12 protein-coding genes are annotated in these 16,797 nt (G+C 63.9%); 3 read left to right on the forward strand and 9 right to left on the reverse strand.

Annotated elements, in window-relative coordinates; genetic code table 11:
• Window positions 1-109: 109 nt before the first annotated feature.
• A complete protein-coding gene (gene argS, locus ABIA90_RS15935; protein WP_354118116.1) occupies window positions 110-1,900 on the reverse strand; it encodes an arginine--tRNA ligase in 1,791 nt (596 codons plus the stop codon).
• A 9-nt stretch (window positions 1,901-1,909) separates the two neighbouring features.
• Entirely contained in the window at window positions 1,910-3,118 is a 1,209-nt protein-coding gene (locus ABIA90_RS15940; RefSeq protein ID WP_354118115.1) for a deoxyguanosinetriphosphate triphosphohydrolase, read from the reverse strand.
• Window positions 3,119-3,442: 324 nt separating this feature from the next.
• Between ABIA90_RS15940 and erpA the strand changes: the two genes are divergently transcribed.
• Window positions 3,443-3,772, forward strand: a complete 330-nt coding sequence (erpA, locus tag ABIA90_RS15945; RefSeq protein WP_014495044.1) for an iron-sulfur cluster insertion protein ErpA — start codon at window positions 3,443-3,445, stop codon at window positions 3,770-3,772.
• A 277-nt stretch (window positions 3,773-4,049) separates the two neighbouring features.
• Here erpA and ABIA90_RS15950 read toward each other — a convergent pair whose 3' ends face one another.
• The gene (locus ABIA90_RS15950; protein ID WP_085404644.1) at window positions 4,050-4,571 is read right to left on the reverse strand and encodes a methyltransferase family protein; all 522 of its coding nucleotides are present in this window, start codon (window positions 4,569-4,571) and stop codon (window positions 4,050-4,052) included.
• Between the two features lie 249 nt (window positions 4,572-4,820).
• Between ABIA90_RS15950 and ABIA90_RS15955 the strand changes: the two genes are divergently transcribed.
• Window positions 4,821-5,723, forward strand: a complete 903-nt coding sequence (locus tag ABIA90_RS15955; RefSeq protein WP_354118114.1) for a hypothetical protein — start codon at window positions 4,821-4,823, stop codon at window positions 5,721-5,723.
• A 77-nt stretch (window positions 5,724-5,800) separates the two neighbouring features.
• On the opposite strand, the gene ABIA90_RS15960 is transcribed toward ABIA90_RS15955, so the two are convergent.
• Window positions 5,801-8,131 (reverse strand): hybrid sensor histidine kinase/response regulator, encoded by a 2,331-nt coding sequence (locus tag ABIA90_RS15960; protein ID WP_354118113.1) that lies wholly within the window; start codon window positions 8,129-8,131, stop codon window positions 5,801-5,803.
• 133 nt (window positions 8,132-8,264) lie between these two features.
• On the opposite strand from ABIA90_RS15960, the gene xth reads away from it, so the two are divergent.
• Window positions 8,265-9,062: an exodeoxyribonuclease III gene (xth, locus tag ABIA90_RS15965; protein ID WP_014495040.1), complete on the forward strand. Its 798-nt coding sequence runs from the start codon at window positions 8,265-8,267 to the stop codon at window positions 9,060-9,062.
• Between the two features lie 76 nt (window positions 9,063-9,138).
• On the opposite strand, the gene ABIA90_RS15970 is transcribed toward xth, so the two are convergent.
• The 5 genes from ABIA90_RS15970 to ABIA90_RS15990 form a co-directional block, all read right to left on the reverse strand.
• Window positions 9,139-9,969: a tetratricopeptide repeat protein gene (locus ABIA90_RS15970; protein ID WP_071913596.1), complete on the reverse strand. Its 831-nt coding sequence runs from the start codon at window positions 9,967-9,969 to the stop codon at window positions 9,139-9,141.
• Window positions 9,956-11,680: a dihydroxy-acid dehydratase gene (gene ilvD / locus ABIA90_RS15975; RefSeq protein WP_038976266.1), complete on the reverse strand. Its 1,725-nt coding sequence runs from the start codon at window positions 11,678-11,680 to the stop codon at window positions 9,956-9,958. The genes ABIA90_RS15970 and ilvD overlap by 14 nt, the downstream gene beginning before the upstream one ends.
• Window positions 11,681-12,092: 412 nt before the next feature.
• Window positions 12,093-12,551 (reverse strand): GNAT family N-acetyltransferase, encoded by a 459-nt coding sequence (locus ABIA90_RS15980; protein WP_354118112.1) that lies wholly within the window; start codon window positions 12,549-12,551, stop codon window positions 12,093-12,095.
• Window positions 12,552-12,626: 75 nt separating this feature from the next.
• On the reverse strand, window positions 12,627-13,715 hold the full coding sequence (locus ABIA90_RS15985; protein ID WP_354118368.1) for a ribonucleotide-diphosphate reductase subunit beta: 1,089 nt from the start codon (window positions 13,713-13,715) through the stop codon (window positions 12,627-12,629).
• A gap of 77 nt (window positions 13,716-13,792) precedes the next feature.
• The gene (locus ABIA90_RS15990; protein ID WP_354118111.1) at window positions 13,793-16,696 is read right to left on the reverse strand and encodes a ribonucleoside-diphosphate reductase subunit alpha; all 2,904 of its coding nucleotides are present in this window, start codon (window positions 16,694-16,696) and stop codon (window positions 13,793-13,795) included.
• Window positions 16,697-16,797 lie beyond the last annotated feature (101 nt).

The raw sequence follows: 16,797 nt of genomic DNA on the forward strand, positions 1-16,797 counted from the left end.
GCCCCTCGACCAAGGCGCGGCTTTCGACCCACAAGGCATTCAACCAAGTCTAAGCGGTCCGGCTTCTGCCGGTTACCCCCAAAATTCCCCTTAAGTAGTTCGCCCCAAACTACCGCATCTCGTCCGGAGCATGGACGCCGAGGATGGCGAGGCCCGATGCCAGGACAGAGACGACGCCCTGGACCATGGCCAGTCGCGCCTTTGTAAGATCTGCATCATTATTGATAATGAAGCGTAAATAGGGCAAATCGCGCCCCTTCGTCCAAAGTGCGTGAAATTCGCTCGCTAAGTCATAGAGATAGAAGGCAATTCGGTGCGGCTCATGGGCCGCGGCGGCGGCCTCCAGCATGCGCGGAAAAATTGCGAGGCGCTTGAGCAGCTCGAGCTCGACCGGGTCCGACAGCCGTTCCACCGCCGACTCGCCGAGCCACGCGATGCGCTTGCCGGTATCCTCAGGCAGTTCCGGGAACACCTCGGCCCGGGCGTTGCGGAAGATCGAGTGGCCGCGGGCGTGGCCGTACTGGACGTAGAATACCGGGTTGTCGCGCGACTGTTCCATGACCTTGGCGAGGTCGAAGTCGAGCACCGCGTCGTTCTTGCGGTAGAGCATCATGAAGCGGACGGCGTCCTGACCGACCTCATCCACCACCTCACGCAAGGTGACGAAGTCCCCGCTCCGCTTCGACATTTTCACCGGCTCGCCGTTGCGCAGCAACTTCACGAGCTGGACGATCTTGACGTCGAGCGCGCCCTTGCCGGATGTCGTTGCCTTCACCGCCGCCTGCATCCGCTTGATGTAGCCGCCATGGTCGGCGCCCCAGACGTCGATCATCTCGGCGAAGCCGCGATCGAACTTGTTCTTGTGGTAGGCGATATCCGAGGCGAAGTAGGTATAGGAATTGTCCGACTTGATCAGCGGACGATCGACGTCGTCGCCGTAAGCGGTCGCCTTGAACAGCAGCTGCTCGCGGTCTTCCCAGTCCTCGACCGGCGCGCCCTTCGGCGGCGGCAGGCGGCCCTCGTAGATGTCGCCCTTCGCCTTCAGGAAATCGATGGTCTCGGCAACCTTGTTGTTGCCGGTCTCGATCAGCGAGCGTTCGGAGAAAAACACGTCGTGGCGGATGTTGAGGGCGGCGAGATCGTCCTTGATCTCGTCCATCATCATCGCGATCGCCTTGGCGCGCACCGTCGGCAGCCACTCGGCCTCGCTCATCGCAAGGAGCTTGTCGCCGTGCTCCTTCGCCAGCGCCGCGCCCACGGGCTTCAGGTAGTCGCCGGGGTAAAGCCCTTCCGGGATCGCGCCGATGTTTTCGCCAAGTGCCTCGCGGTACCGCAGGAAGGCAGAACGCGCGAGCACGTCGACCTGGGCGCCGGCATCGTTGATGTAGTATTCGCGGGTGACGTCGTAGCCACCGAACTGGAGCAGGCTTGCGAGCGCGTCGCCGAACACGGCGCCGCGGCAATGGCCAACATGCATCGGTCCGGTCGGGTTCGCCGAGACGTATTCGACATTGACCTTGGTGCCACCGCGGACGCGGCCGTAATCGGCGCCCTCGCGCAGCACCGTCCGCAGCGCCTCGGCCCAGGCGGTCGGCTTCAGCGTCAGATTGATGAAGCCGGGACCGGCGACGTCGACCTTGGCAATCAGCGTGTCGGCACGGAGCCGCTCGGCGATCTGCTCGGCGAGGTCGCGGGGCTTTGCCTTTGCCTCCTTCGCAAGCACCATGGCGGCGTTGGTCGCCATGTCGCCATGGGAGGCGTCGCGCGGCGGCTCGACCACCACGCGCGAGAAATCGATACCCTCGGGCCAGTTGGCGTCCGCTGCGAGCGCGCGGCAGGCGGCGTGCACGCGTGCGAGCACGTCGGCGAACAGGTGCAGTGCTGAGGATGTGTCGGGCATGGCCGCCGCCTAACGCAAATCCGGGGTCGAGTCAAAGAGCCGCTGGTGCTCGGTCAGGGCGAAACGGTCGGTCATTCCGGCAATGAAATTGCCGATCCGGCGGGCCCGGTCGCCCTCATTGTCCGCCTCCGCCCCCAGCAGCCATTCCGGTGGCAGCTCTCCGGGCGATGTCAGGTATTTTGCGAACAGGTCGAACAGGATCTGTTCCGCCTCCCCCATCACCCGCATCACCCGCTTGTGACGGTACATGTGCTGATAGAGAAAGCGCTTGATGGCGGCCTCCTCCTCGGCAACCGCCGCCGGGAACGCGACCAGCGCCCGGCTCTGCCGGCGCACGTCCTGGGCCGATTGCGGTTTTACGACGGCGAGGTTCTTCTGCGCCTCCGAATACACCGCACCGATCAGGTGCGAGATCAGCTCGCGCACCAGCTCGGCGCCGCGCCTGACGTCTTCGAGATCGGGATAATGCGCCGAGGTCTCGGCGATGATCTCCGCGGTCAGCGGCATCACCTTGAGATCATCGAGATGGAACAGGCCGGCGCGCAGGCCGTCATCGATGTCGTGGGCGTCATAGGCGATGTCGTCGGCGATCGCGGCGACCTGCGCCTCCAGCGAGGCGAAGCTCCACAATTCGAGATCGTAGGTCTTGATGTAGTCGGCGATGCCGACCGGAATGCCATGCTCGCGATAGGGCCCGACCGGCGCGCCGCTGCGATCCGTCAGCGGGCCGTTGTGCTTGACGATGCCCTCCAGCGACTCCCAGGTCAGGTTGAGACCGTCGAACTCCGGATAGCGGTGCTCGAGCGACGCGACGACGCGCAAGGTCTGGGCGTTGTGGTCGAAGCCGCCGAAATCCTTCAGGCAGGCATCCAGCGCCCGCTCGCCGGCGTGCCCGAACGGCGGATGGCCGAGATCATGAGCCAGCGCCAACGTTTCCGTGAGGTCCTCGTCCAGTCCGAGCTGCCGGGCCAGGGCGCGAGCGATCTGCGCCACCTCCAGCGAATGGGTCAGCCGGGTGCGGTAGTGGTCGCCCTCGTGGAACACGAAGACCTGGGTCTTGTACTTCAGGCGGCGGAACGCGGTGGAGTGGATCACCCGGTCGCAATCCCGCCGGAACGGGCTGCGGGTCCGGCTCGGCGGCTCCACGACCAGCCGGCCGCGGCTGCGGTCGGGGTCGCAGGCATAGGGCGCATGAGGGGCTGCCATTCCGACGGACACGACGAATTTAGTCCCTATCCATTTGTCAGGGCTTTATTCTTTGTTCTCAATGGCTTCCCATAGGTTTTTTCCCAATCTTGTTCCATAGTTGTTCACTCTGTGTTTTCTTGATCGATTTTGTTTTTCAGAATTATTCTGATAATCAAAAGATTGGGAAATTTCATCGAGGATTGGGAAAAACCAGTGGGAAGCCTATGATCCGGTTGATTTTTGAGCAGGCCATTTGATTCTGCGTATGCTTGCACTTAACTATGCCGGACGCGGGATACCAAATGAATTGGGCAAGTGAAGTTGGTATGACCGCGGGACTATCGGAGACGAGCTATGACGACTGACGTGACCATCAGTGACCGCGCCGCACGCCGGATTGGGGAGATCCTCAAGGGCGAAGGTTCTGGCGCGATGCTGCGCATCTCCGTCGAGGGCGGCGGCTGCTCGGGCTTCCAGTACAAGTTCGACATCGACCGCGACCGCACCGACGACGATCTTGTGATCGAGCAGGAGAATGCGGTCGTGCTGGTCGATTCCGCCTCCCAGCCGTTCCTGGCGGGCTCGCAGGTCGATTTCGTCGACGATCTGATCGGCGCCTCGTTCCGCGTCAACAATCCCAATGCGACGGCGTCCTGCGGCTGCGGGACCAGCTTCTCGATCTAGCCCGACTTAAAATCTGAAAAACAACCCCATGCAAAGTAGCCGGGAGCCGGCACGATGCATTTCGGACTTTACGAAAACCGTTTGACGCGTCGGGCAAATCAGGGGTAAGTTGCGATCATCGCGCGGTCCCAAAGAGCGGGGCTCGGCGGGTCCGATACAGTCTGACGCCGAAGCGGCCCCTGCCGCAGTCCAATCATTCTAGAAAGTTCGAATCTCGTCAGCGGCGCCATTTTACGACAGGGCACGCTACTACGCCCTTCCCGCGGTGGCGCCCGCGTCACGAATGATTCCGGCGTCGTGCGGCTCGCCAGGGCGTGAGCCGCGGAATCCAGCGCGGGACATTGGCCCGGAAATCCTCGTACTCCGTTCCGAAGCTACGAACGAGCGCCGGCTCCTCGTACCCCACGACAAACGCGTGGAAGGCGAGCCACACCAACACACCGTACACAAGAAGGCGCTGGTCGCCGAACAAGGCCGCTTGGCCCAGAATGACGGCGACAAGGGCAACGTAAATAGGATTGCGCACATAGCGATAGAGACCCGTCACCACGAGGTTCTGCGTCGGTGCGATCGGCGCCGGCGTGCCCAATCCTTGCAGCGCAAAGCGTGCAAACGAGTCGACAAGCCCGGGTAGACCGGCGACGATCAACAGGATCCCGACGGCGCGTGTCGCGTCGAGATCGAAGAAGGGCGGCCGAAACTCCCAACGCGTAATCCACCAGGGAACGAGCCCCGCCACTGTGGTGGGCGCAACCGCAAAGAAGAGGGCGGAGCCCAATATCGCGATCGTTTTCGGCATGGCACCTCCTTCCAGTCCTGTCGCAATGTTAATGCAGCCATGTCCGGTCAGCGCGTTCAGCGGAAGTAGGCGGTGGCCCATCCAAAATCCGGTTGCTCATCATAGCAGCATCGGCGGCTCACGCCCGCCCTGGGCAGCAGTCGAGCAAAATTGAACGTTGCATCATAGCGCCACGACGAAGCAATAGTGCCCATCTTCATCTGCCGTGGCATCTGCCGTGGCGCGCCAATAGCGGTAGTAAATTATCCAATGCGAGTTATTGATCGTCTGTTCTGTTGCCTCGCTCTATTCCTTGCAATCGCAGCCGTCCCGGTGCTTCCCGCGCGCGCGGCCGAAACCTGCCCGTTCATCAGCACCCAGGAGCTCGCCCGCGCGATGCCGGCGCTCAAATGGTCACTGATTTCAAATCAGGACGGCCGCGGCTGCATCTACCAGGGCGGGCGCGGCGACACGATGATGCTGACCGTGTTCCGCAATCCCGACAAGGACCGCGCCAAGGAATTGTACGCGACCTTCGTCAAGACGCTTGGCGAGCGCATGCCGCTTAACGCAGTCGCGGGGATCGGCGACGAAGGCCAGGGCGGAGCGAGCGCCGCCGGCGCAGAGCGCCAGAAGGCCTCGGTCGTCGCCCTGTCCGGCGATTACATTCTGCAGATCAGCGTCTATCCGATCGGCCGGCGTGTCGACGACGCGCTGCTCGGACCGCTCACAGATGCCGCGCGCGTTGCCATCGCCAACGTGAGCAAGAGCAGCGAGCGGTTTGGCAATTGCGAGTGGCTCACGGCCGCCGATGCCGACGGCTTTCTCGACAAGAGCACGCTGGCGGTCCAGCGGACCGGCGCCGGCAGCTGCATGATGTTCGATCGCGAGGCCAATACCATGACCGTCGCGGTGATCGCGATGTCGCGCGACACGGTCATCGGCATGATGAAGCGCGCGGGCCCCTGCAAACATTTGACGATACCCGAGCTCGGCAGTGAAGCGTTCGGCGAGCATTCCTGCACCAAGGGCAACGGCAACGCCGTCAACATCTATGTCTGGAAGAACGGCAGGCAGGCTTCGATCCTGTTCGCGCCGGTCAAGCCGCATCCCGAGTCCGGCTCGGTCGAGCGCCTGAGGGCGGTCGCCGGGCGCGTTTATGGAAAACTGTAACGGCGCCGCGTTACATTGCCGGCGCACGCGCCCGTAGCCGTCCTGCGGCTGCGGGACCAGCTTCTCGATCTGACCGGCTAGACGCCGGTCATCTGCCTTTCCTCGTCCGTCCACTCGACGTCGAGTGGCGTCAGCTCCGGCTGAAGCGGCGCGCCCTCCGACATCATGTGGCCGTCGAGCGCGCGCAACAAGGCGGCCGCGAGTGCGGGCTTACGCAGCGGCTTTGCCAAAAAATCCGACATGCCGGCCTCGCGGCAGATCTTGACGTCCTCGGGGAAGGCGTTGGCGGTCAGCGCGACGATCGGCAAGGCTTCGAAACGCCCGCCTTGCGCGCGGATCGCCCGCGTCGCGGCAAGGCCGTCCATGTCCGGCATGCGCACGTCCATCAGCACGACATCGTAATCGCTCTCCGATGCAGCCTCGACCGCCTGGACGCCGTCGGTGACGACGCGCAGCTCGACGTCGAACGCCCCCAACATCTTGGTCACGACCATGCGGTTGACGGCATCGTCCTCGGCCACCAGCACCTTCAGCGGCCGGTCGAGCCCCGCGATCCGCGCCTTGAGCTCGTCCGCTTCGTCGCTGCCCGCCGCCTGGTCGGAGGCCTGCGCCTGGCTCCAAGGCAGCACCAGCGTGAAGCGGAAGGTCGAGCCCTCGCCCGGCGTCGAGGTGACGCCGATGGTGCCGCCCATCTGCTCGATGATGCGCCGGGAGATCGCAAGCCCTAGTCCGGTGCCGCCGAAGCGGCGGCTGATCGAGGCGTCGGCCTGCGCGAAGTCGGAGAACAGCTCCCCGAGTTTCTCAGGCGCAATGCCGATGCCGCTGTCGCTCACGGTCCATTCGACGGTCGCAAGCAGATCGCGGCGCGCCTGGCAGGTGGCCTTGATCGTCACCTCGCCTTCGTCGGTGAACTTTACCGCGTTGGAGGCGAGATTGAGCAGCACCTGCCGGATCCGCGCGACATCACCGCGCAGCGTCGGCGGCAGGTTCGGGTCGAGCTCGACCTTGACGGCGAGCCCCTTGCTCTTGGCGCCTGCGCGCACGACGGTCGCAACCGTATCGACCAGCGCCTGCGGCGCAAAGTCGATCGCCTCGAACGCGAAGCGTCCGGCCTCGAGCTTGGACAGGTCGAGGATATCGTTGAGGATGCGCTGGAGATTGTCGCCGGACTCGCGGATCGAGGTGACGGCCTCGTGCTGCTCCGGATCGAGCTTGGTTTCCAGCAGCATGCTGGCAAGCCCGAGCACACCGTTCATGGGCGTGCGGATCTCGTGGCTCATCACCGCGAGGAAGTCGGACTTCGCGCGGCTCTCGGCCTCCGCCTTTTCCGCGCGCCAGCGCTCGGTGACGTCGCGGCCGAAGCCGCGATAGCCGAGAAACTGGCCGTCGCGGTCGTAGGCCGGCTTCGCGGTCAGCGACCACAGCCGCGCCTCGCCGCCGGCGACGACCTTGAGGTTCATCTCGTGCAGCGGCTCGCTCTGCTCCATCAGGCCGACGACGTTGTAGGCTGCGCTCTTGTCGTCGGGACAGAGCATGTCGAGCACGTCGACGAAATGCGAGCCCTTCAGCAGCGGAAGCGGAAGCTGCGCCACTTCGGCGAAGCGTTGGGGCACGTCGACGAGATGCCCTTCGGCGTCGGTCTGCCACAACCAGTCGCTGGCGTTCTCCTGAAAGTCCTTCAGCAGCAGCGAGATGATCTCGGTCTGACGTTCGAGCTCGAGCCGGGCCTTGAGATTGCCGAGGAACAGATTGCCCTGCGAGACGATGTTGCGCGCCATGAAGAACGCAAACAGCAGCAGGAACACCGCGGTCAGCAGATACGGGCCGGTGCCGCACAGGAACAGCGCGCCGGCGCAGGCCATCGTCACGGTCGCGAGATAGACGAGGCCAGCGCGCGGGAAGGTCGACAGCGTGAAGGCGCCGCCGGACATCATGCCGACCATCAGGCAGGCCAGGATGAGCTGACTGGTCGGCTCGACCCGGCTGAACAGCGCGAGCGGCAGCGTGCCCCAGATCGCCGCGAGGAAGAACGCCTGCCGCAGCATCTGCCGCGCGGCGCGCGGTGATGCTTCCTGCGGCGGGTTTTGATGCGACCGCCGCCACGCGCGCACGGCAAGCGAAGCGGTGACGGCGAGGGTCATGCCCCAGATCGCGAGGAAATCGTTCCAGCCCCTGCCCCAGAACAGGATCAGCACGATGGCGACGTTGAGCATGGTGACAGCCATGGTCACCGGGATCGCGCGCATCACCGCGTCGATCTGCTTGGCGCGGATGCGGCGCAGCTCGCGCTCGCTGAGATTGGCAGTCAGGCCGTCCTCGATCTCGAAGCCGCCGAGCCAGTACAGGAACGCGCCGATCAGGCCGTCGCGCGGCTCAGCTTGCTTCATGGATTTGTCCGGCCATCCCATTCGAAAAACCTTTTCGGTATCAATGGCCCGAGCCCGGCTTAAGCCGGGTTAATTTTGTGGGAGATTTTGCGGCGTCCTTGACGGGCGCGTTTGCAGTTTGTTCTAACCATGGCCCCTGCCCGGAGCCCCACTAATGCCCATCAGAGTTGCTACCTGGAACGTGAACTCGGTCCGGCAGCGGATCGACCTGCTGCTGACCTGGCTGAAGGAGTGCCAGCCGGACATCGTCTGCCTGCAGGAGATCAAATGCGTCGACGAGGCCTTCCCGCGACTGGAGATCGAGGCGCTGGGCTACAACGTGGTCACCCACGGTCAGAAGACCTTCAACGGCGTCGCTTTGCTCTCGAAGCTCCGCTTCGACGAGACCAAGTCGGGCCTCGCCGGCGACGACGAGGACGCCCATGCCCGTTTCCTCGAGGGCGTGGTCACGCTCAAGCACGGCGTGCTGCGCATCGCCTGCCTCTATTTGCCTAATGGCAATCCGGTCGGGACCGAGAAATATCCCTACAAGCTCAAATGGATGTCGCGGCTACTTGAGTATTCGAGGGAGCGCCTCAAGGCCGAGGAGCCGCTGATCCTCGCAGGCGACTTCAACGTCATCCCGCATGCCCGCGACGTCCATAATCCCGCCGCCTGGACCGAGGACGCCCTGTTCAAGGCCGAGACGCGGGAGAGCTTTCAGTCCCTGCTGGGCCTCGGCCTCACCGACGCCTTGCGCGCGGTCACCGACGAGCCCGGGCTCTACACCTTCTGGGACTACCAGGCCGGCGCCTGGCAGAAGAACCATGGCTTAAGGATCGACCATCTGCTGCTGTCGCCGCAGGCCAGCGACCGGCTCGCCAATGTCGGCATCGACAGCTATGTGCGGGCTTGGGAGAAGCCGTCGGACCACGTGCCGGTATGGGCGGATCTGGATCTGGAGGCGGCTTGAGCTGGTGCCTGGAGGATGGCGCCGGCGGACTGCGCTTTGCACAGCCGCGGGCTAACCTACCCGGCGGGGGTACCTACTACCGGCGGCCCTGAACGCCCTGCACCCACTGTTCCAGCATTTGCAGGCACATGGCGCGGTCGTCGTCCGAGGCCTTGGCGAAAGCGCGGTTGTAGCTTTCCTTGATCCAGGTTTCCTCGATACCGGCGCTGTCACGCGCCAGCGTCAGCCACATCAGGCCACGCGCGGCCTGCCGCGGCAGGCGGTCGCCATTGAACAGCATCTGGCCGAGCAGCGCCTGCGCCTCGTGCTGGCCCTTCTGGGCGGCAAGGCCGAGCCAGCGCGCGCCATAGCGGAAATCCTCGCGCGAGGCGTCCGGGGTCTTCAGATACAGCCGGGCGAGATCGTACTGCGCATCCGCATTGCCGAAATAGGAGGCCGCATAGGAGAACATCTCCCGCGCCCGGTCCGGATCCGACTTGATCTTCGAGTTCGGGATACCGCTCAGATAGTAGCGGCCGAGCGCGACGAAGGCGTTCGCCACGACCTGCGCCTGCGGCGCCGACGGGCTGTCCTCGGCATGCGCATTGGCGATGCGGCTGAAATATTCGAAGGCGCGCACATCGTCCTGGGCGACGCCGTCGCCATCGGCATACATGCGGCCAAGCTTGAACTGAGCGCCGGGATGACCGCCTTCGGCGGCATATTGCAGGGCGCTGAGCGAGGTTTCCTGGGGCGTGGTCGCCGGTGCCGCCACCTTGCTGCGCACGGCACCCGCGGCGCCCGGCAAGGTGGTCACGACCGGGAGGGCCGCATCCTTGCTGGCCGAGCCGTCAAAGGCGAGCGCCGGCGCGGCCAGCGCACCGACCCCCAACACAAACGCAACTATGGCACGCCTAGATGTCCGCATAGCACTGTTTCTCGTGCGCGCCGCCCGGATGGGTCACTGCCCCACCGACCGCTGGTCCAACCTGCTGAGCATACTTCCAGAGCGCACCCGACGTGTGGTTAGTCGCGCGAGCGCTCCATTTGGTCTTGCGCTGGGCGAGCTCTTGGTCGCTCAATTTTACGTTAAGGGTACCTGCGACCGCGTCGATCTCGATGATGTCGCCATCCTCGAGCAGCCCGATCGGGCCGCCGATGGCGGCTTCCGGCCCAACATGGCCGATGCAGAAGCCGCGGGTGGCGCCGGAGAAGCGGCCGTCGGTGATGAGCGCGATCTTGCCGCCCATGCCCTGGCCGGTCAGCGCCGCGGTGGTCTGAAGCATTTCCCGCATGCCGGGACCGCCCTTGGGGCCCTCGTAGCGGATCACGATGACCTCGCCTTCGCGGTAGGTGCGGTTCTGGACGGCCTCAAAGGCGTCCTCTTCCCGGTCGAAGCATCGCGCCGGACCGGTGAACCTCAGGTTAGACATTCCCGCGACTTTCACGATCGCACCTTCTGGCGCCAAATTGCCCTTCAGACCAACCACACCACCGGTGACGGTGATCGGCTTGTCTGCCGGGTGCACCACATCCTGGTGCGGATTCCACTTAACGCTTTTGAGGTTTTCGGCGATCGTTCGACCGGTGACCGTAATGCAGTCACCGTGGAGAAATCCGTTGTCGAGCAGCGTCTTCATCAGAAGCGGTATGCCACCTACTTCAAACATGTCTTTGGCGACATAACGGCCACCCGGCTTCAAATCCGCGACATATGGTGTCTTTTTGAAGATTTCGGCGACGTCGAACAGGTCGAACTTGATGCCGCACTCATGCGCGATTGCCGGCAGGTGCAGTGCAGCATTGGTCGAGCCACCGGACGCCGCGACCACGGCGGCGGCGTTCTCAAGCGCCTTCCGTGTCACGATGTCGCGCGGCCGGAGGTTGGAGGCGATCAGGTCCATGACCTTCTCGCCTGCGGTCATGCAGAAAGCGTCGCGGATCTCATACGGTGCCGGGGCGCCGGCCGAGTACGGCAGCGCCAGGCCGATCGCCTCGGAGACGGTCGCCATGGTGTTGGCGGTGAACTGCGCACCGCAGGCGCCCGCCGAGGGGCAGGCCACGCGCTCGATCTCGTCGAGGTCCTCGTCCGACATGGCGCCGACCGAGTGCTTGCCGACCGCCTCGAACATGTCCTGCACGGTGACCTGCTGGCCGCGGAAATTGCCGGGCAGGATCGAGCCGCCGTAAATGAAGATCGAGGGCACGTTGAGACGGACCATCGCCATCATCATGCCCGGCAGTGACTTGTCGCAACCGGCAAGGCCCACGAGCGCATCATAGGCGTGGCCGCGCACGGTCAGCTCGACGGAATCGGCGATGCACTCACGCGACGGCAACGACGAGCGCATGCCGTCATGGCCCATGGCGATGCCGTCGGTGACGGTGATGGTGCAGAATTCACGGGGGGTGCCGCCGGCCGACGCGACGCCCTTCTTCACCGCCTGGGCCTGGCGCATCAGGGAGATGTTGCAGGGGGCGGCCTCGTTCCAGCAGGAGGCGACGCCGACGAAGGGCTGGTGGATCTGCTCGGTGGTCAGACCCATGGCGTAGAAATAGGACCGGTGCGGCGCGCGCGTCGGGCCTTCCGTCACGTGACGGCTCGGCAGCCTCTGCTTGATGTCGGTCTTTGCGTCCATCGCAAACCAGTTTCCCCGGCCAACCCTTTCAGACCCGAAAAATCAGAGCCAAGATTTGAATCGACCTTGGGATTTCCCGTCCTTCGAAGACCGCCGATGCCCTTCAAACTTTAGAGCGATTTTATTCATGTTCGGGTGTGGCTAAAAAGCGGCGCTGATGCGAACGGACGGAGATAAGGGTTTAATCCAAGATGAGTGTTGCAGGGACAGCACAATCGTTACCGGGAAGACACGGGTTGGCTTACTGCGATACCCTCGGGAATATGACGATCCACAACTTGCGATTTCAAATCAGCTCTGGCACACCCTAGCGCGGGTCTCGGGAACGGAGTGTGCCTCACCTGAGTCGCGGCGGCCCGCAGTACCAACCCCGTCATCCTGAGGCAGGAGTGATGAGCGCGAAGCGCCCAGCTCAATCCGTCAGGTCGAGCCGCATGAACTGGTTGTGCGGGCTTGCCTCATAGTCAGCGAACGGCGCGCAGGAGACAAAACCGGCGCTGCGGTAGAGCGAGATGGCGGGCGCGTGCAGGGCTGCCGTGCCGGTCTCCAGGCTGAGGTGCACGTAACCCCGCCTGCGGGCTTCGGCGATGATATGACTCAGCAGTGCGCGCCCTACCCCGGTGCCCCGTGCAGCGGGAGCGGCACGCATCGACTTCACCTCGCCATGCGTATGATCCAGCTCCTTCAGCGCACCGAACCCGAGCAGGATATCGTCCTGCCAAGCCGTCCAGAAGGTCACGGTGGCAGCCGAAAGGCCGGTGGCATCGAGAGCGAAGGCGCGCTCGGCCATGACGCTGCGCAGCTCCTCGAGATGATGTGCCAACAAGTCGGCGACATAGGGCGCCGTCGGATCGTCTCGTCTGATCTCCACCTCATCCCCCTGCAGTCGCACGCGTGCCACCGTTTAAGCACAGGTGGCACGCCCGCGGCATAGTCATGATCGGTGCTATTCCCAAGTCAGCGCACCACCATTCTGGTATTCGATGACGCGGGTCTCGAAGAAGTTCTTCTCCTTCTTCAGATCCATTGCCTCGGACATCCACGGGAACGGGTTCTCGACCTCGGCGAACACCGGAGCGAGCCCGATCTGCGCACAGCGGCGGTTGGCGATGAAGTGCATGTACTGCTCGCACAGCGCAGCATTCAGGCCGAGGAAGCCGCGCGGCATCGTATCGCGTCCGTAAGCGGCCTCCAGCTCGGCCGCATCACGGATCATGCCGCGAACCTCGTCCTGGAATGCCGCCGTCCACAGATGCGGGTTCTCGATCTTGATCTGGTTGATCACGTCGATGCCGAAGTTGAGATGGATGCTCTCGTCGCGCAGGATGTATTGATACTGCTCGGCGATGCCGACCATCTTGTTGCGGCGGCCGAGCGACAGGATCTGCGCGAAGCCGGTGTAGAACCACATCCCCTCGAACACGACATAGAAGGCGACGAGATCGCGCAGGAAGGCGCGGTCGCTATCCGGCGTCCCCGTCTGGAACGACGGATCGTCCAGGTGCTGCGTGTGCTTGAGCGCCCAGGCCGCCTTGTCCGTGATCGACGGCACCTCGCGGTACATGTTGAACAGCTCGCCCTCGTCGAGCCCGAGGCTTTCGACGATATACTGGAAGGTGTGGGTGTGCACCGCCTCCTCGAAGGCCTGCCGAAGGAGGTACTGCCGGCACTCCGGATTGGTGAGGTGACGGTAGATCGCCAGCACGATGTTGTTGGCGACGAGCGATTCCGAGGCTGCGAAGAAGCCGAGATTGCGCTTGATCGCGCGCCGCTCGTCCTCGGTCAGCCCGTCCCGCGACTTCCATAGCGCGATGTCGGCCTGCATCGAGACTTCGGTCGGCATCCAGTGATTGTTGCAGCCTGAGAGATACTTCTCCCAGGCCCATTTGTACTTCAGCGGAAGCAGCTGGTTGACGTCGGCGCGGCAGTTGATCATCCGCTTCTCGTCGACCGAGACGCGGCCGCCGGCGCGATCGATCGCACCTAGGCCGGTCGGGTCGGCCGGCTCGAGCTTGAGCTGGGTCTGCGGACGCAGTGCGGTGGCGAGACTTGAGACGGCAGGAGCGGCCTGCCTTGGTTTCGGTATCGGACCAGTCGAGCATCGTCATCTCCTCACTGGCACGCTTCGCATTCGGGATCGTCGATCCGGCAGGCCTTGATGCCGTCGAGGTCCGGTGCCGCTGCGGTCGGCATCATGATCGGCGCGTGCGACACTGCCACTGACGCTGACACCGCATTGAGCTTTCCGTCGGTGCCCTTCAACGTCGATTTCTCGACATGCGTGGCGCTGCGCGAGCGCAAATAGTACGTCGTCTTCAAGCCGCGCCGCCAGGCCAGCCGGTAGAGCGCATCGAGCTTCTTGCCGGAGGGATTGGCGATGTAGAGGTTGAGCGACTGCGACTGGTCGATCCATTTCTGCCGGCGCGCGGCCGCCTCGATCAGCCAGGCGCTGTCGACCTCGAAGGCGGTGGCGTAGAGCGCCTTCAGATCGTCAGGAACGCGGTCGATCTGGCCGACGCTGCCGTCGAAATATTTGAGGTCGGAGACCATGACCTCGTCCCAAAGCCCCCTCGCCTTGAGGTCGCGGACCAGGAACTCGTTCACGACCGTGAAGTCGCCGGACATGTTCGATTTCACGAACAGGTTCTGATAGTTCGGCTCGATCGACTGCGAGACGCCGCAGATGTTGGAGATCGTCGCCGTTGGCGCGATCGCCATGACGTTCGAGTTGCGCATGCCGCTGGACGTGACCTTCTTGCGGAGGCGATCCCAGTCGAGTGTTGCGGAGCGATCGACGTCGAGACCACCGCGCGCGTCGGCGAGAAGCTGGATGGAGTCGAGCGGCAAGACGCCCTTCGACCACAGCGAGCCCTCGAAGCTCGGATAGCGTCCGCGCTCCGCGGCGAGATCGGACGACGCTTCGATCGCGTGGAACGAGATTGCTTCCATGCTGGTGTCGGCAAACATCACGGCAGTGTCGGACGCAGTTGGAATGCGCTGGACCTGAAGCGCTTCCTGAAAGCCCATCAGGCCGAGCCCGACGGGACGATGACGCATGTTGGAGCGGCGCGCTTCGGGGATCGTGTAGAAATTGATGTCGATGACGTTGTCGAGCATCCGGACGGCGGTGGTCACCGTCCGCTTCAGCTTGGCTTGGTCGAGTCCATTGGGACCGACATGGTTGAGCATGTTGACGGAGCCGAGATTGCAGACCGCGACCTCGTCGCCCGAGGTGTTCAGCGTGATCTCGGTGCAGAGGTTCGAGGAATGGATCACGCCCACGTGGCGTTGCGGTGAACGCAGATTGCAGGGGTCCTTGAAGGTGATCCAGGGATGACCGGTCTCGAACAGCATGGTCAACATGCGACGCCAGAGGTCGCTCGCGCGCACGGTCTTGAAGACGCGCATGCCGCCGGCTTTCGCCTTGGCCTCATAGGCCTCGTAGGCGGTCTTGAACGCCTCGCCGTAGAGATCGTGCAAATCGGGCGTCTCGTCCGGCGAGAACAGCGTCCACTCGCCATCGCCCTCGACCCGCTGCATGAACAGGTCCGGCACCCAATTGGCGGTGTTCATGTCGTGGGTACGGCGGCGGTCGTCGCCGGTGTTCTTGCGCAGGTCGAGGAACTCCTCGATGTCGACGTGCCAGGTTTCCAGATAGGCGCAGACCGCGCCCTTGCGCTTGCCGCCCTGGTTGACGGCAATCGCGGTGTCGTTGGCAACCTTCAGGAACGGAATAATGCCCTGGCTCTCGCCGTTGGTGCCCTTGATGTGGGCGCCGAGACCACGGACCGGCGTCCAGTCGTTGCCGAGGCCGCCGGAATATTTTGCCAGCAGCGCGTTGTCCTTGATCGACTTGAAGATGCCGTCGAGGTCGTCCGAGACTGTCGTGAGAAAACAGGACGACAATTGCGGACGCAGCGTACCCGAATTGAACAGCGTCGGCGTCGAGGCCATGAAGTCGAACGATGACAGCAGATCGTAGAACTCGATCGCCTTGGCCTCTCGGTCGATCTCGCGAACCGCAAGACCCATCGCGACGCGCATGAAGAAGGCTTGCGGCAGTTCGATCCGCTTGCCGCGGACGTGCAGGAAGTAGCGGTCGTACAGCGTCTGGAGGCCGAGGAACTGGAAGTTCAGGTCGCGCTCGGGCTTGAGTGCAGCCGCGATCCGGCCGAGGTCGAAGCGGGCCAGTTCAGGATCGAGCAGTTCGGCAGCGATGCCGGTCTTCACATAGGCCGGGAAATATTCGGCATAGCGCACAGCCATATCGGCCTGCGAGGCGAAGGTCGGCACGGCATGGACATAGGACAGCACCTCGCCGCGCAGCTTGTCGAGCAGCAGGCGCGCGCTGACATAGGCGTAATTCGGCTCCTGCTCGACCAGCGTGCGCGCGGCCATGATCGAGGCCAGCGCCAGTTCGTCCTGGCTGATGCCGTCGTAGAGATTGCGGGTGGTCTCGGTGAGCACGGGTGCTGCGGAGACGCCGTCGAGACCGGCGCAGGCTTCGCCGATAATCAGCGCGAGCCGCTTGGTGTCGAGACCAACGCGCGAACCGTCGGCGAGCGTGACATGAAGTGCCGGCGCGACAGCGGGCGTCGCTTCCGCGGCCGCCTCCTCGGCGCGCTGCCGCGACCGCTCCTCGCGGTACAGCACATAGGCGCGTGCGACCTTGTGGTGCTCGCTCCGCATCAAGGCGAGTTCGACCTGGTCCTGCACGTCCTCGATATGGAAGGTGCGTCCCTCGCCTGCCCGCCGCATCAGCGCAGCGACGACTTCGGCCGTCAGCTGCTCCACGCTCTCATGGACGCGGCGTGAGGCGACCGCGCTGGTGCCTTCGACCGCAAGGAAAGCCTTGGTCATGGCGACCGCGATCTTGGCGGAATCGAACGGCGAGACTTTTCCATTGCGGCGGATGATCTGCATGGCCGGCTCGCTCGAAGCAGGCGCAAGCGATTGTGGACGCAAATGAACGATAGGTGCGGAAGCGGTGTCCGCGTCGTGCAGATTCAGTGACATCAAAGGGCCCCGTGATGCGCGCGTTGTGTTTAAGCGGGGCTGTAAGGAAGGACGCTGCAGAAACGCCGGCAGCGGAGTTGCCGGGCGGTGCATGCAAGCGA

Origin of the sequence: Bradyrhizobium sp. LA6.8 (assembly GCF_040547935.1) — a bacterium.
Taxonomy (GTDB): domain Bacteria; phylum Pseudomonadota; class Alphaproteobacteria; order Rhizobiales; family Xanthobacteraceae; genus Bradyrhizobium; species Bradyrhizobium barranii.

Bases quoted from the DNA above. Each gene is read 5' to 3' on its own strand.
- argS (WP_354118116.1), bottom strand. From the start codon at position 1,900: ATGCCCGACACATCCTCAGCACTGCACCTGTTCGCCGACGTGCTCGCA.
- erpA (WP_014495044.1), top strand. From the start codon at position 3,443: ATGACGACTGACGTGACCATCAGTGACCGCGCCGCACGCCGGATTGGG.
- ABIA90_RS15950 (WP_085404644.1), bottom strand. From the start codon at position 4,571: ATGCCGAAAACGATCGCGATATTGGGCTCCGCCCTCTTCTTTGCGGTT.
- ABIA90_RS15955 (WP_354118114.1), top strand. From the start codon at position 4,821: ATGCGAGTTATTGATCGTCTGTTCTGTTGCCTCGCTCTATTCCTTGCA.
- ABIA90_RS15960 (WP_354118113.1), bottom strand. From the start codon at position 8,131: ATGGGATGGCCGGACAAATCCATGAAGCAAGCTGAGCCGCGCGACGGC.
- xth (WP_014495040.1), top strand. From the start codon at position 8,265: ATGCCCATCAGAGTTGCTACCTGGAACGTGAACTCGGTCCGGCAGCGG.
- ABIA90_RS15970 (WP_071913596.1), bottom strand. From the start codon at position 9,969: ATGCGGACATCTAGGCGTGCCATAGTTGCGTTTGTGTTGGGGGTCGGT.
- ilvD (WP_038976266.1), bottom strand. From the start codon at position 11,680: ATGGACGCAAAGACCGACATCAAGCAGAGGCTGCCGAGCCGTCACGTG.
- ABIA90_RS15990 (WP_354118111.1), bottom strand. From the start codon at position 16,696: ATGTCACTGAATCTGCACGACGCGGACACCGCTTCCGCACCTATCGTT.